Origin of the sequence: Massilia sp. ZL223 (assembly GCF_018119395.1) — a bacterium.
Taxonomy (GTDB): Bacteria; Pseudomonadota; Gammaproteobacteria; order Burkholderiales; family Burkholderiaceae_D; genus Telluria.
Map to the genome: position 1 here is coordinate 1 of NZ_JAGPWD010000064.1, position 13,228 is coordinate 13,228.

Genomic DNA, 13,228 nt, shown 5'->3' on the forward strand with positions numbered 1-13,228 from the left:
GGGTGTTTGCAAACCAATTTGGGCCCCGCCCTCCGCGGGCACGACGGTCTTCAAGTTAGCGATCGAAGTCGAGCTGGCCGTACACCAGCCACCTTCTTTCAACGTCGTCCCGGCGAAGGCCGGAACAATGCCACTGGCATTGTTCCGCCCAAGTTCACGCTGCACAGTGTTAGCGCGCCACCACCACCTCCGTCACCACCCCCGTCGCAATCCCCACCAGCGCATAACTCGCCCCCGCCTGCACCCACTGATGCCCGCGCGGCGGCTCGCTCAGCTTGTGGGCGCGCCAGTTCTCGATCACGTAATGATGGGTCCGGTAACGCGGCGGCAGCTGCTCTCCGCGCTTGAGTTCCCCGAAGCTTTCCACGCTGCGAAAGCGAACCGTCTGCCTCGCCTTCCCTACCTGCTGCACGCTTGCGTCGTGCAGCATCGCATGCTGCCCCCCTTGTGCCCGCTGCTGCGCATGTGCGCCCGGGCCGCTCGACAGGAGTGCGGCAAGCAAGACCGGTACGATCAACTCGTTCATCTCAATGCCCCTCCTTGTTCTCTCTCAGCGCGTACTACATCACGGAATTCACCCCTGGTCTGTTCGCTCGACCACCATACTGCCCCGTTGCTCCGAACGTCGCACGTTAGGCGGATTTGGCGGATAATGTCGGCTTTACCAATCCCGCCCCGCCGTGACCAAGTCCCTCGCCGACCAGATCGAAGACCTGCTGCCGCAGACGCAATGCACCAAGTGCGGCTACCCTGCGTGCCGTCCTTATGCGGAAGCGATCGCGCGTGGCGAAGCCGAGATCAACCAGTGTCCGCCGGGCGGCATGGAAGGCGTGCGCCGCCTGGCTGCCGCCACGGGACGCAAGGTCATCCCGATCAACCCGGCCAACGGCGTCGAACGGGCGCGCCCGGTCGCCTTCATCGACGAATCGCTGTGCATCGGCTGCACCCTGTGCATCCAGGCCTGCCCGGTCGACGCCATCCTGGGCGCGGCCAAGCAGATGCACACCATCCTCCCCAGCCTGTGCACCGGCTGCGACCTGTGCGTCGCGCCCTGCCCGGTCGACTGTATTTCGATGATCCCGGTCACGGGAGAAGCGACCGGCTGGGACGCCTGGTCGCAGGAAGCCGCCGACGCCGCCAGGGCGCGCCACGATTTCCGCGCCGAACGCCTGCGCCGCGAGCGCGAAGAGAACGACGCCCGCCTGGCCGCCAAGGCTCTGGAGAAAATGCGCGCGGTCACCGCCGAGGTGACCAACACGGCGGAGGAGCTGGCCGAGAAGGAGCGCAAGCGCGCCATCATCGCGGCCGCCATGGCGCGCGCGCGCGCGAAGGCAGCCGGGAACCCTCCGGACAAGAACTAAGCAGATGAATCCCGCCAAACGTCTCGAGATCTTCACGCGCTTCCGCGCCGCCAATCCCAAGCCCACCACCGAGCTCGAATTCACAACGCCCTTCGAACTCCTGATCGCGGTGCTGCTGTCGGCCCAGTCGACCGATGTCGGCGTGAACAAGGCCACGCGCCGGCTCTACCCGGTGGCGAACACGCCGCAGAAAATCCTTGATCTCGGATTGGAAGAACTGAAGTCTTACATCTCGACCATCGGCCTGTACAACACCAAGGCCAAGAACGTCATGGCGACCTGCCAGATCCTGGTCGACCAGTACGGCGGCGAGGTGCCGCCTTCGCGCGAAGCCCTGGAGTCGCTGCCGGGCGTGGGCCGCAAGACCGCCAACGTAGTGCTGAATACCGCCTTCGGCGAACCGACCATGGCGGTCGACACCCACATCTTCCGGGTGGCCAACCGGACCAGGATCGCCCCGGGCAAGAACGTCGACATCGTCGAGCAGAAGCTGCTCAAGTTCGTGCCGAAGGAATTCCTGCACGACGCCCACCACTGGCTGATCCTGCACGGCCGCTACACCTGCGTGGCGCGCCGCCCCAAGTGCTGGAACTGCCTGATCGTGGACTTGTGCGAATTCAAGGACAAGACGCCGGCGCCCGCCGGCGTGCTCGATCCCGCCGCTCAGGCGGCGGAACTGGCGGACGAATCGGCCGAATAGAGCCGCTTTTCGCCGGCGGCGAAGGAGGCGCGCACGATGCGCCCGTTGACCACCTCGTACACGCACAGCATCTCGAGCGTGCCTTTCCCTTCGGGGAAATTGCGGGTGATGAGTTCGAGGTCGGTGACGAAATTCCCCATCACATTGCGCGACAGGACGCGCGCGTGCAGGTCCGGCTCCAGGAAGCGCTCCTCGTAGCGCGGGCGGATCTGCGCGTGTCCTTCGGCCAGCAGCGCCCCGTGCAGGGCGAATTGCTGCGCATCCGGCGCATAGGCGAGCATGAGGGCGTCCAGGTCCTTGGCGTTGTAGGCGTCGAGCTGGGCCTGGACCACGGCGAGAGGGGAAGAAGGCTGCATGGGCTTTCCAATCGATGAGATCCGCGCATCATATCCCTAAGTTTTCCCGACAGTGAAACCTTCCTCAGGCCACCCGGCGCAGGACGGGACGCCCGTGCGTCGCCGGTGCGGGGACGCGCGCCGCCGGCTGCTCTTCGTCGAGCCTGAACACGCTGACCACCCCGGTCAGGGCCACGGTCTGCTCGCGCAGCGACTGCGCGGCCGCAGCCGCTTCCTCGACCAGGGCTGCGTTCTGCTGGGTGGCCGCATCCATCTCGCCGATCGCCTGGTTCACTTGGGCGATGCCGGCGCGCTGCTCCTGGCTCGCCGCACTGATCTCGCCGATGATGTCCATCACCTGGCGTACGCTGGCGACGATCTCGCTCATCGTCGCGCCCGCTTCGCCGGCCAGGCGGTTGCCGGCCTCGACGCATTCGCTCGACGCACCGATCAGGGTCTTGATCTCCTTCGCCGCCGTCGCGGAGCGCTGCGCCAGGTTGCGCACTTCGCTGGCCACGACGGCGAAGCCGCGCCCCTGCTCGCCGGCGCGCGCCGCTTCCACCGCCGCGTTCAGCGCCAGGATATTGGTCTGGAAGGCGATGCCGTCGATGACGCCGATGATATCGACGATCTTGCGCGACGAAGCGTCGATCGAGGCCATGGTGCCGACCACCTGCTCGACCACCTTGCCGCCGCGCGTGGCGACATCGACCGCCGACACCGCAAGCTGGCTGGCCTGGCGCGCATTGTCCGCGTTGTGCTGGACGGTCGAGGTCAGCTCTTCCATCGACGAGGCGGTTTCCTCGAGCGCGCCGGCCTGCGATTCGGTGCGGCCCGACAGGTCCAGGTTGCCGCGCGCGATCTCGCTGGAAGCCAGCGCAATCGTCTCGGCGCCGCCGCGCACTTCGTGGACGATACGGTTGAGGCTGGACGACATCTCCTTCAGCGCCAGCAGCAGCTGGCCGGTCTCGTCGTCGCTGCGGATCGTGATCTGGGTACGCAGGTCGCCGGCCGCCACGCTTTTGGCGGCTTCGACAGCCTCGTCCAGCGGACGGGTGATAGAACGCGATACCAGTACCCCGGCGACCACCGCCACCGCCGTACCGAGCAGCATGAACAGGTCACTGAGGAAGGTGGCGCGCTCGCTGACCTCGTCGGCGAGCGCGGCGCTGGCCGCACTATGGGACGACATGGCCTTCTGCGCCTGAACCAGCAGCGCCGCCGGCGCACGGTCCTTGCCCTTGACCGCCGCATCGCCTGCCGGTGCGTCGAAACCGGCCTCGGTGAAGGCGGCGTAGCCGCGGCGGTAGTCCTGGCCCATGGTGGCGTGGGCACCGCCGAACTGCGCCACCAGCTCGCGCACTTCGCCCGCGGGCAGTTGCGTCAGCAGCGCCTTGACCTGGGCGTCGACCTGGGCTTCGTTCTTCTGGAAGGCGTCCCAGTACTTGCGGCGCTCTGCCTCGTCCCTGCCGCGCAATAGCGTGTTCTTCCACTCCTGGAGCTGCTTGCGGAATTCGGACAGCAAGGCCTCGACCTGCTGCGCCTGGCCGGCTTCGGCCACGGCGGCCCGGTAGGAGTCGACGGAACGATTCATCTGCGACACCCCGAAGAAGCCGGCGCAGGCGACCAGCAAGGTGACGGTGGCGAAGCCCAAGGGCAGTTTACGGCTCAGTTTCATGAAACAGTCTCCAGCAGCGTGATGTGCATTGCACAATATTGCCGCTAGTCTAACGACTTATAGTTTCAAGAAACAGTTAACGAGCGCCGCCTGGGCGACGGTGAATCGAGCCTGTGTCCAATCTGCAACATAAAGAAAAGGTGAGCAAGCGCCCACCTTTCGGTTACAGCAAGACCATGTTATCGCGATGCACCAATTCAGGCCCCTCGACGAAGCCCAGGATGCGTTCGATCTCGCTCGAGGAATGGCGCATGATGCGGCGCACTTCGCTGCTTGCGTAGTTGGTCAGACCGCGCGCCAGGGCCCGGCCGTTTTCGTCGACGCAGGTGATCACCTGGCCGCGGCCGAATTCGCCGTTCACCGCCAGCACGCCGATCGGCAGCAGCGACTTGCCTTCCCTGGTGAGCTTGAGGACCGCGCCCGCATCGATCACCACCTCGCCGGTAGTGTGCAGGTGGTCGACCATCCACTGGCGGCGCGCCGTCAGGCGGCCGGTGGCGGCGGTCAGCTGGGTGCCGATCGCTTCGCCGCCCGCCAGGCGGGTCAGCACGTCTTCTTCGCGGCCCCAGGCGATCACGGTGTGGGCGCCCGAGCGCGCGGCGCGGCGCGCGGCCAGCACCTTGGTCAGCATGCCGCCGCGGCCGATGCTGCTGCCGGCGCCGCCGGCCATGGCTTCCAGCGCCGGATCGCCGGCCTGGGCTTCCCCGATCAGGCGCGCATCCGGATCCTTGCGCGGGTCGGCGGAGTACAGGCCGCGCTGGTCGGTCAGGATCACCAGGGCGTCGGCTTCGATCAGGTTGGCGACCAGCGCCCCGAGGGTGTCGTTGTCGCCGAACTTGATCTCGTCGGTGACCACGGTGTCGTTCTCGTTGATGATCGGCACCACGCCGAGGCGCAGCAGGGTCGTGAGGGTCGAGCGCGCGTTCAGGTAGCGCTCGCGGTCGGCCAGGTCGGCGTGGGTCAGCAGCACCTGGGCGGTCTTGATGCCGTGGGTGCGGAAGCTGGTTTCGTAGATCTGCGCCAGGCCCATCTGGCCCACGGCGGCGCAGGCCTGGAGCTCGTGGATGTCGGTCGGGCGGCTGGCGAAGCCCAGGCGCAGCATGCCTTCGGCGATGGCGCCTGAGGACACCAGGACGACTTCCTTGCCGAGCGTGCGCAAGGCGGCGATCTGGGACGCCCAGCGGGCGATGGCGGTATGGTCGAGGCCCTGCCCCTCGTTCGTGACGAGCGAGGAGCCGACCTTGACGATGATGCGGGAGGAGGACTGGAGGACGGAGTTCATGGCGACAGGATTTTCCCTCGCGGCCGCAGCGCCAGCAGGGAAAGTCCTGTCAGCAACTCAACCGCGCAGACGACTAATAATACGCCCGTCGGCAGGCCGATCGCAAAGGCTGCGACCAGGCGCCCGGCCGGCTGGGCCAAAAGGAATAATGCAGTGAGGTCGCCGAGGACGGGTTGGTCAACCTGTCTGGACGCCAGCAGAGCCAGTCCCGCGGTGGCGAGGCGCACTCCGACGTAGATGGCGTAGAACTGGCTGTAGCCGTTCACGCCAACGAGGAACAGACCCATCGCGGTGGCGATGCGGTCGGGGTCGAGCATGGCCGCGAGCGCGGCCAGCGAGCTGGTGGTGGCGACCAGCTGCAGGAGCTGGACGCGCCACCAGTCGCGCTTGGAGAAAGCAGCGCTTGTTGCCGACTGCGCAGCCAACTCAGTCTTCGACAATCTTGAAACGGGGATCGTCCGGATCGATGGACGAGATGGTGCGCGCTTCCTCGACCATCTGTTTTTCTTCGGAACGCTGTTCGACGTGGCGCTCTGTTTCCAGGTGCTTGTAGATGGCATGCACCAGGTCTTCGCAGCCTTCGCGGTTCAGGGCCGAGATCTCGAACACCGGACCCTTGAAGCCCATGCGCTTGACGAAGTCCTTGGCGAGCTTCTTGCGCTCTTCCTCCGGCACCACGTCCAGCTTGTTGAGCACCAGCCAGCGCGGCTTGTTGAGCAGCTCGGCGTCGTACTTCTCGAGTTCCTTGACCAGGGCCTTGGCTTCCTTGACCGGATCGGTCTTGCCGTCCATCGGCGCCACATCGACGATATGCAGCAGCAGGCCGGTGCGCGACAGGTGGCGCAGGAACTGGTGGCCGAGGCCCGCGCCTTCGGCGGCGCCCTCGATCAGGCCCGGGATATCGGCGATCACGAAGCTCTTCGCGTGCGACACGCGCACCACGCCGAGGTTCGGATGCAGGGTCGTGAACGGGTAGTCGGCGATCTTCGGGCGCGCGTTCGACACGGCGGTGATGAAGGTCGACTTGCCGGCGTTCGGCATGCCCAGCAGGCCCACGTCGGCCAGCACTTTCAGTTCCAGGCGCAGGGTGCGGCGCTCGCCGGCCTTGCCCTCGGTCTTCTGGCGCGGGGCGCGGTTGGTCGAGGTCTTGAAGTGGATGTTGCCCCAGCCGCCCTCGCCGCCCTTGGCCAGCAGTTCGGTCTGGCCGTGCTCGGTCAGGTCGGCGACGATTTCGCCGTTGACCTCGTCCACGATCAGGGTGCCCACCGGCATGCGCAGGTAGACGTCTTCCGCGCCCTTGCCGTAGCAATCCGAGCCGCGGCCCGGTTCGCCGTTGCGGGCGTTGTGCACCTTGGAGTAGCGGAAGTCCACCAGGGTGTTGATGTTACGGTCGGCGACCACCCAGATCGAGCCGCCCTTGCCGCCGTCGCCGCCGTCGGGCCCGCCGAAGGGGCGGAACTTCTCGCGACGGAACGAGGCGCACCCGTTGCCGCCGTCGCCTGCGATGACTTCAATTCTTGCTTCGTCGATAAACTTCATGATGACCGCCAAAAAACTAAAAAGGCCCTACCGTGGGCAGAGCCTTTCGATGGAAGGCTTGCGCCTTACAAAGAGCGCCGCTGAGCGGCGCGTTGCGTGAATTACGCTGCGACTGCTTCGTTCGCCACGACGGTCACGAATTGCTTCGAGCCGACGCCTTGCTTGACGAACTTGACCGTGCCGTCCACCAGGGCGAACAGGGTGTGGTCCTTGCCGGTACCGACGTTGGCGCCTGCGCGCACCGGGGTACCACGCTGGCGGATGATGATGCCGCCGGCGTTGATCGCCTGGCCGCCATACACCTTCACGCCGAGGCGTTTGCTTTCTGAGTCACGGCCGTTTCGCGTAGTGCCGCCGCCTTTTTTGTGTGCCATTCTAAATGCTCCTTATGACTGGGTGTCCGGACGGCGATTAGCCGTTGATCGAGACGATCTGGATTTCGGTGAAGTTCTGGCGGTGGCCCTGACGCTTCTGGTAGTGCTTACGACGGCGCATCTTGAAGATACGGACCTTGTCGTGACGACCATGCGAAACCACTTTCACCAGCACCGAAGCACCGTCGACCAGCGGAGCACCAAACTTGATGCTGTCGCCCGCGCCAACGGCGAGGACCTGATCGATCGTGAGTTCGGAACCAATGTCAGCCGGTATCTGTTCTACTTTGAGTTTTTCGCCAGCGACAACTTTGTATTGCTTGCCACCGGTTTTTATGACCGCGTACATGATTGAGAAACCTCGTTAAATGTTAAAAGAATTCCGCCGGCGCAATAGCGTCGAAGTACACACTAAACTGCTCGAATGCCGGGGAACAGAGGATTATACATAAATTGCTGCCACGCGTCAAAGTGACATCCTGCCTGCCGAGTAGCGTCGCGCGCGGCCAACGGACGCCTCGGGTTTCATTCTGCGCCGCTGGGCAGGACGGGCGCTGCTGGCTTGTCGTATAATCGCGGCACTTGATAAAAACTCACTGTTTATTGCAGGTTCGCCTTGTCAGCCGCCATCCAACACGCCCAACAACACTCCATCACCTCTTCGATCGCGACCGACATGGAGGCCGTCAATGCGGTGATCCGGCAGCGCCTGCATTCGGAAGTGAGCCTGGTGAACCAGATCGCCGAATACATCATCAGCGCCGGCGGCAAGCGCATCCGCCCGGTGCTGGTGCTGCTGCTGGCCAATGCCTACGGCTACAAGGGCGCGGCCCACCATGAACTGGCGGCGGTGGTGGAATTCATCCACACCGCGACCCTGCTGCACGACGACGTGGTCGACGAATCCTCGATGCGCCGCGGACGCCAGACCGCCAACGCCCTGTTCGGCAATGCCGCCTCGGTGCTGGTCGGCGACTTCCTGTACTCGCGTTCCTTCCAGATGATGGTCGGCCTGAACGACATGCGCGTGATGCAGATCCTGTCCGACGCCACCAACGTGATCGCCGAAGGCGAGGTGCTGCAGCTGCTGAACATGCACGATCCGGACGTGACCGAGGACAGCTACCTCAAGGTGATCCGCTCCAAGACCGCCAAGCTGTTCGAAGCGGCGGCCGAGCTGGGCGCCCTGGTGGCCGGCGCGAACGACGAACAGATCGCCGCCGCCGGCGAGTACGGCCGCTCGCTGGGCACCGCCTTCCAGCTGATCGACGACGTGCTCGACTACGCGGGCGACGCCGCCGAGATCGGCAAGAACCTGGGCGACGACCTGCGCGAAGGCAAGCCTACCCTGCCCCTGATCTGGCTGATGGAACACGGCAGCCCGCAGCAGCGCGAACTGGTGCGCACCTGCATCGAACAGGGCGACGAGCAGCAATTCGAGGCGGTCCTGGCGGCCGTCACCTCGAGCGGCGCGCTGGCCTATACCCGCCAGCAGGCCGAGCAGGCTGCACGGCGTGCGGCGGCCGCGATCGAAGGCTTGCCGGAGAACGAATACAAGCGCAGTCTCTTGCAGCTCTGCAGCTTTGCTGTTGACAGAAACCACTAAGACGACTATAGTAATGCCTTCCCGAGATGCCGGAAACGACGTCTCAAACCCAGTCGGGGTGTAGCTTAGCCCGGTAGAGCGCTACGTTCGGGACGTAGAGGCCGGAGGTTCGAATCCTCTCACCCCGACCACAGAATTCAGTAAAAAAGCCGACCTCGTGTCGGCTTTTTGCTTTCTGCGCTCTCCCCTCTGGTTCGTTGTCCGCCTTCTCCCTTTAGCGTATGTTGCGTATTAGTTAGTCTTCCCCAACAACGACAAGGAGACAGCGATGCCACGCTACATGGTTGAACGCACCTTCCCCGACGGTTTGAACGTACCCGTGAATGCCGCCGGCGCGGAAGGCTTGTGCAACATCGTCAAGGCGAACGGCGAACAGGGAGTCACCTGGGTCCACTCTTATGTCAGCGCAGACAAGCAACGGACCTTCTGCATTTACGACGCCCCTACGCCCGACGCCATCCGCCAGGTCGCGGAGCGCAACGGCCTGCCGGTCAATAGCATCACCGAAGTCTCGGTGCTCGATCCCTATTTCTACCACTAAAGAAAACGCCAACCGATGGGGTTGGCGTTGCACCTCTAGCGGCCGATCAGCACCTGCTTCACGTTTTCATCGGGCAGGGCGATACGCAGACGGCGTGTCGCCGGGTCGAACCTCAGGTCCTGCACCGGCTTGCCGTCGATGCTGACCGTGCCCGGGGCAGCCGCCAGGCCGATGAACTCGATCGCGCCCACCCGCTGGTAGCCCTGGCTGGCCGGGATGTCCAGGCGCACGCCCTGATCGTCCTGGCTTACCCTGATCATGCGCGACGCTCCTTCGCGATAGCCATAGCCATCGCCCGCATCCTGGAACACCTGGCTGCTGCCGCTGGCCCCGAGCGCAACGGCGAGCGTCAGCGGCTGGTCCTTCATCTCGCCGGTATGCTGCACCGCCGCCACGGTGGGCACGCTGGCGCCGGCGCGGATGTAGAGCGGCAGCCGGTCGAGCGGCGCGGCGACCTTGGCCGAGGTGCCGCCCTTGTGGCGGGCGCCGCTCCACCAGTCGATCCATGTGCTGCCCTTCGGGAAGTAGACTTCGCGGCTGGTCCGGCCTTCGTGCAGCACCGGCGCCACCAGCAAATCGCCGCCCACCAGGAACTGGTCCTCGACCAGGCTGGCACGCGCATCGCCCGGATAGTCGAACCACAGGGGACGCATCGGCGGCAGGCCCGTACGCTCATTGGCTTCGAACAGCGAATACAGGTAAGGCAGCAGCTGGTAGCGCAGCGCGATCGCGCCGCGGTTGATGCGCTCGTATTCCGGACCGAAGGACCAGGGCTCGCGCGGGGCCGAGACATCGTTCGAGTGGGTGCGGAAGTAAGGCGTCAGCGCCGCCGCCTGCATCCAGCGCGCGTGCAGTTCGGCGCTGGCGCTGCCCATGAAGCCGCCGACGTCAGCCCCGACAAAAGGCACGCCCGACACCGACAGGTTGGTCAGCATCGGAATGGTCAGCGCCAGGTGGGTCCAGTTCGGCGAATTGTCGCCGGTCCAGACGGCGGCGTAGCGCTGCACGCCGGCGAAACCTGCGCGCGTGAGCACCATCGGGCGCTTCTCGGGGCGCAGCTTGCGCAGTCCTTCGAAGCTGGCGCGCGCCATCTGCATGCCGTAGACGTTGTGGTACTGCGCATGGCTACCGGGGAGGCCGTCGCCGGCATGCCGGGCGTCCAGCGGGAAGGTGCGCTGCGGTCCCAGGCCGATCTCGGGCTTGTCGAAGCCGTCGGCCGGGAACACGCCCGGCTCGTTCATATCGTTCCAGAAGCCGTCGATGCCCAGGTCGAGCGGCGCCTGGTACAGGCTGCCGAACCATGCGCGCGCCGCCGGCAGGGTGAAGTCCGGGAAGGCGCACACGCCCGGCCAGACCTTCTCGTGCAGCTCGCTGCCGTCCGCCTTGCGGACATAGACGCCCTGCTCGCGGCCGCTGCGGTAGATCGAAAAGTTCTGGTCCAGCTTGATGCCCGGGTCGACGATGGTCACCGCGCGGAATCCCTGGCCGTGCAGCTGGTCCACCATCTTCTTCGGCTCCGGGAAGGTCTTCGGATTCCAAGTGAAGACGCGGAAGCCGTCCATGTGGTCGATGTCGAGGTAGATCACGTCGGCCGGGATGCGGCGCTTGCGGAACTCCTGAGCCACGTCCAGCACCTGCTGCTGGTTCATGTAGGACCAGCGCGACTGGTGGTAGCCCAGCGCCCACAGGGGCGGCAAGGCGCCCCTTCCCGTCAGCGCCGTATAGTCGCGCAGGACGCCGGCCGGGGTGCGCGCGGCGCCGCCCGTGAAGACGTAGTAATCCAGCTCGCCGCCCTTGGCGCCGAAGCTGTAGCGGTGCGGATCGGTCTTGCCCATGTCGAACCAGGTCCGCCAGGTGTTGTTGAAGAACAGACCGTAGCTCTTGCCTTCATGGAGGGCGATGAAGAAGGGGATCGCCTGGTAGGACGGGTCGTGGCCGGCCGGGTAGTCCGGCACGTCCGCGTTCCACATCACCATCGACTGCTGGTGCCGCGACATCGGGAAGGTCTTCTCGCCGAAGCCGTAGTACAGCTCGTAGTCGTCGCGGCGCATCGAGGTCTCGAAGGAGCCGTCCTTCGTGTTGAAGGCCATCGGACGCGCCGGATCGTCGCCGACGACCAGCCGGCCCGCGCTGTCGACCACCGAGATCGCGAGTTCGGGCGTCTTGCGGATCACCACGCGGGTGCCGGACTCGGAGCGCAGCTCGGTCAGGGCGCCCCTGTTCGTCACCGTGGCGCGGGCCCTGGGCGGCGCGCCGTCGATCGCGTAGGAGACATCGGGGGCGAAGCGGCCAGCAGGACTCATGCGCACGCGGACCGCGTCCGGGGTGGCGAAGCCGACGCGCACGCGCGCGCCGCTGGCCATGCGCAGCTCGACGCCACCTTCGAAGGGCTGGCTTTGGGCGACGGCGCCGACGCTGCGCAGGGCTGCGGCAGCGGGCAGGCTCGCCAGCGTCAGCATCAGCAGCGCGGCGCAATAAGCAGGCTTAGTAAGTTGCATCGAGAGAGACCCTCCTGTCGGGAGCAATGAATTCGCGCATCAGGGTGATGGGCGCGATCGCGGACCAGCCGCAGAAATCGGGTTTGGCCGGCATGCCGGGTGCGGCGGCGTCCGGTGCATAGTTCTCCCAGAACGTGCCGGTGCGCCGGTAGACCTCGGCGACGCAGTCGTAGTAGCTGCGCGCCAGCCCGGCTGCCAGCGCCTGCTGGCCGTAGCGCCGCAGGCCACGGATCACCATGTAGTTGGTCGGGGCCCAGACGCCGCCCAGCCAGTACCCGCCCTCCGGCGTGAAACCCGCCTGGTTGGCGGGGAAAGTCGCGACAGGCACCTTGCGCCAGAAGCTGGCCGGATCGGTCAGGTGGCGCAGCAGCGGCGCCACGCGCTCTTGCGGCACGAGGCCCGCCAGGAGCATCCAGAACATGCCGATGTGCTTGCGGCGGATGGGCTGGCCGTAGCCGAGGTCGTAATAGAAGCCGTCTTCCTCGTGCCAGCACAGGCGATTCAGCGCCTGCCCCATCGCGGCGTGGAAGCGCAGCAGGTCCACGGCATCGTCCGGACGCCCGGCCAGGCGCGCGATGCGCGCGAGGTTCTCGGCGCACAGCGCCATCTGCGCCGAGGTGTCGACCGCCCTGCCCTGCACGTTCCAGGCCGGATGCAGGCCGTTGTAGTCGAAGGGCAGCGAATCGCGCGGGGTCAGGGCAATCCCCTGTCCGTCGTCCCGCCAGCCGTCCGGATGGCGCGGAATATTGTCCATGCCGGAGCCGAGCGCGTCGTTGAAGCACAGCCCGTCCTCGCGCACCAGGTAGCCGCGCAGGTAGTCGAAATTGCGCTTCAGCGCAGGATAGACGCGGCGCAGGCGATCGAGATCCCGGCTTTGATCGAACAGTTCCAGCTCGGCGAAGGCGAGCAGCGGCGGATTGACCGACACCGGATGGGCCTTGGGCCATACCGGTTTGCCCCTGCTGTCGTATTCACGGCAGATGTAGCCGTCGGCCTCCTGCACCGTGTAGAAGTTATCGAGCGCGTTGGCGATCGGCAGCAGGTCCGGATGGTATTTCGCATAGCAGGCCAGGAAGCAGGTATCCCACAGAAAGATGTTCTTGCTGAAGGCTGCATCGAGGAAGGGCTTGCCGAACACGGAATCGCCTTCCTGCCGGATATGGCGGCGCGCGCTGTCCAGCGCGGCGCGGTACATGGCGTCGCCCGCACGGGCCGGCGGAAACGCGCAGCCGGACAGGCCGGCGCCGGCAAGCGCCAGCAGCAGGCGTCGTTTGTTTTTCATGGGAGAAGAAGATCGGCGGGGGGGGGCGGCCC

Annotated in this window: 14 protein-coding genes and 1 tRNA gene; 5 read left to right on the plus strand and 10 right to left on the minus strand. The window is 65.7% G+C overall.

What is annotated here, in order from left to right; translation table 11 throughout:
* Positions 1-169 precede the first annotated feature (169 nt).
* Complete coding sequence (locus KBW95_RS23770; RefSeq protein ID WP_211529500.1) at positions 170-526, minus strand: RcnB family protein; 357 nt, start codon at positions 524-526, stop codon at positions 170-172.
* A 154-nt stretch (positions 527-680) separates the two neighbouring features.
* Between KBW95_RS23770 and rsxB the strand changes: the two genes are divergently transcribed.
* Together rsxB and nth are read left to right on the plus strand one after the other, a co-directional pair.
* On the plus strand, positions 681-1,361 hold the full coding sequence (rsxB, locus tag KBW95_RS23775; protein ID WP_211529501.1) for an electron transport complex subunit RsxB: 681 nt from the start codon (positions 681-683) through the stop codon (positions 1,359-1,361).
* A 4-nt stretch (positions 1,362-1,365) separates the two neighbouring features.
* On the plus strand, positions 1,366-2,061 hold the full coding sequence (gene nth / locus KBW95_RS23780) for an endonuclease III (protein WP_211529502.1): 696 nt from the start codon (positions 1,366-1,368) through the stop codon (positions 2,059-2,061).
* On the opposite strand, the gene KBW95_RS23785 is transcribed toward nth, so the two are convergent.
* From KBW95_RS23785 to rplU, 7 genes are all read right to left on the minus strand, one after another.
* On the minus strand, positions 2,025-2,417 hold the full coding sequence (locus KBW95_RS23785) for a nuclear transport factor 2 family protein (protein ID WP_211529503.1): 393 nt from the start codon (positions 2,415-2,417) through the stop codon (positions 2,025-2,027). The two genes, nth and KBW95_RS23785, sit on opposite strands and share 37 nt — an antisense overlap.
* A gap of 64 nt (positions 2,418-2,481) precedes the next feature.
* On the minus strand, positions 2,482-4,074 hold the full coding sequence (locus KBW95_RS23790; RefSeq protein WP_211529504.1) for a methyl-accepting chemotaxis protein: 1,593 nt from the start codon (positions 4,072-4,074) through the stop codon (positions 2,482-2,484).
* Positions 4,075-4,237: 163 nt separating this feature from the next.
* Positions 4,238-5,356: a glutamate 5-kinase gene (gene proB, locus KBW95_RS23795; protein ID WP_211529505.1), complete on the minus strand. Its 1,119-nt coding sequence runs from the start codon at positions 5,354-5,356 to the stop codon at positions 4,238-4,240.
* On the minus strand, positions 5,353-5,781 hold the full coding sequence (locus tag KBW95_RS23800) for a hypothetical protein (RefSeq protein ID WP_211529506.1): 429 nt from the start codon (positions 5,779-5,781) through the stop codon (positions 5,353-5,355). Before KBW95_RS23800 ends, proB begins: the two co-directional genes overlap by 4 nt.
* A 1-nt stretch (position 5,782) precedes the next feature.
* Positions 5,783-6,895 carry an Obg family GTPase CgtA gene (gene cgtA, locus KBW95_RS23805; RefSeq protein WP_211529507.1) on the minus strand — a complete coding sequence of 371 codons (1,113 nt, stop codon included), beginning with the start codon at positions 6,893-6,895 and terminating at the stop codon, positions 5,783-5,785.
* A 101-nt stretch (positions 6,896-6,996) separates the two neighbouring features.
* Positions 6,997-7,269 (minus strand): 50S ribosomal protein L27, encoded by a 273-nt coding sequence (gene rpmA, locus KBW95_RS23810; protein ID WP_005668438.1) that lies wholly within the window; start codon positions 7,267-7,269, stop codon positions 6,997-6,999.
* Between the two features lie 37 nt (positions 7,270-7,306).
* Positions 7,307-7,618, minus strand: coding sequence for a 50S ribosomal protein L21 (gene rplU / locus KBW95_RS23815; protein WP_211519308.1), 312 nt, complete (start codon positions 7,616-7,618; stop codon positions 7,307-7,309).
* Positions 7,619-7,885: 267 nt separating this feature from the next.
* Between rplU and ispB the strand changes: the two genes are divergently transcribed.
* The 3 genes from ispB to KBW95_RS23830 all read left to right on the plus strand — a co-directional run bounded on the left by ispB (position 7,886) and on the right by KBW95_RS23830 (position 9,416).
* Positions 7,886-8,875, plus strand: coding sequence for an octaprenyl diphosphate synthase (gene ispB, locus KBW95_RS23820; protein WP_211526609.1), 990 nt, complete (start codon positions 7,886-7,888; stop codon positions 8,873-8,875).
* A 54-nt stretch (positions 8,876-8,929) separates the two neighbouring features.
* A tRNA-Pro gene (locus tag KBW95_RS23825) sits at positions 8,930-9,006 on the plus strand.
* A 137-nt stretch (positions 9,007-9,143) separates the two neighbouring features.
* Entirely contained in the window at positions 9,144-9,416 is a 273-nt protein-coding gene (locus KBW95_RS23830) for a DUF4242 domain-containing protein (RefSeq protein WP_211526608.1), read from the plus strand.
* 35 nt (positions 9,417-9,451) lie between these two features.
* Here KBW95_RS23830 and KBW95_RS23835 read toward each other — a convergent pair whose 3' ends face one another.
* Together KBW95_RS23835 and KBW95_RS23840 are read right to left on the minus strand one after the other, a co-directional pair.
* Complete coding sequence (locus KBW95_RS23835; protein ID WP_211529508.1) at positions 9,452-11,914, minus strand: glycoside hydrolase family 31 protein; 2,463 nt, start codon at positions 11,912-11,914, stop codon at positions 9,452-9,454.
* A complete protein-coding gene (locus tag KBW95_RS23840) occupies positions 11,901-13,196 on the minus strand; it encodes a trehalase family glycosidase (protein WP_211529509.1) in 1,296 nt (431 codons plus the stop codon). Before KBW95_RS23840 ends, KBW95_RS23835 begins: the two co-directional genes overlap by 14 nt.
* Positions 13,197-13,228 lie beyond the last annotated feature (32 nt).

Excerpts from the sequence above, each read along its gene's own strand:
- KBW95_RS23830 (WP_211526608.1), top strand. The coding sequence starts at position 9,144 with ATGCCACGCTACATGGTTGAACGCACCTTCCCCGACGGTTTGAACGTA.
- proB (WP_211529505.1), bottom strand. The coding sequence starts at position 5,356 with ATGAACTCCGTCCTCCAGTCCTCCTCCCGCATCATCGTCAAGGTCGGC.
- KBW95_RS23840 (WP_211529509.1), bottom strand. The coding sequence starts at position 13,196 with ATGAAAAACAAACGACGCCTGCTGCTGGCGCTTGCCGGCGCCGGCCTG.
- KBW95_RS23790 (WP_211529504.1), bottom strand. The coding sequence starts at position 4,074 with ATGAAACTGAGCCGTAAACTGCCCTTGGGCTTCGCCACCGTCACCTTG.
- KBW95_RS23770 (WP_211529500.1), bottom strand. The coding sequence starts at position 526 with ATGAACGAGTTGATCGTACCGGTCTTGCTTGCCGCACTCCTGTCGAGC.
- rplU (WP_211519308.1), bottom strand. The coding sequence starts at position 7,618 with ATGTACGCGGTCATAAAAACCGGTGGCAAGCAATACAAAGTTGTCGCT.
- KBW95_RS23835 (WP_211529508.1), bottom strand. The coding sequence starts at position 11,914 with ATGCAACTTACTAAGCCTGCTTATTGCGCCGCGCTGCTGATGCTGACG.
- cgtA (WP_211529507.1), bottom strand. The coding sequence starts at position 6,895 with ATGAAGTTTATCGACGAAGCAAGAATTGAAGTCATCGCAGGCGACGGC.
- KBW95_RS23785 (WP_211529503.1), bottom strand. The coding sequence starts at position 2,417 with ATGCAGCCTTCTTCCCCTCTCGCCGTGGTCCAGGCCCAGCTCGACGCC.
- nth (WP_211529502.1), top strand. The coding sequence starts at position 1,366 with ATGAATCCCGCCAAACGTCTCGAGATCTTCACGCGCTTCCGCGCCGCC.
- rpmA (WP_005668438.1), bottom strand. The coding sequence starts at position 7,269 with ATGGCACACAAAAAAGGCGGCGGCACTACGCGAAACGGCCGTGACTCA.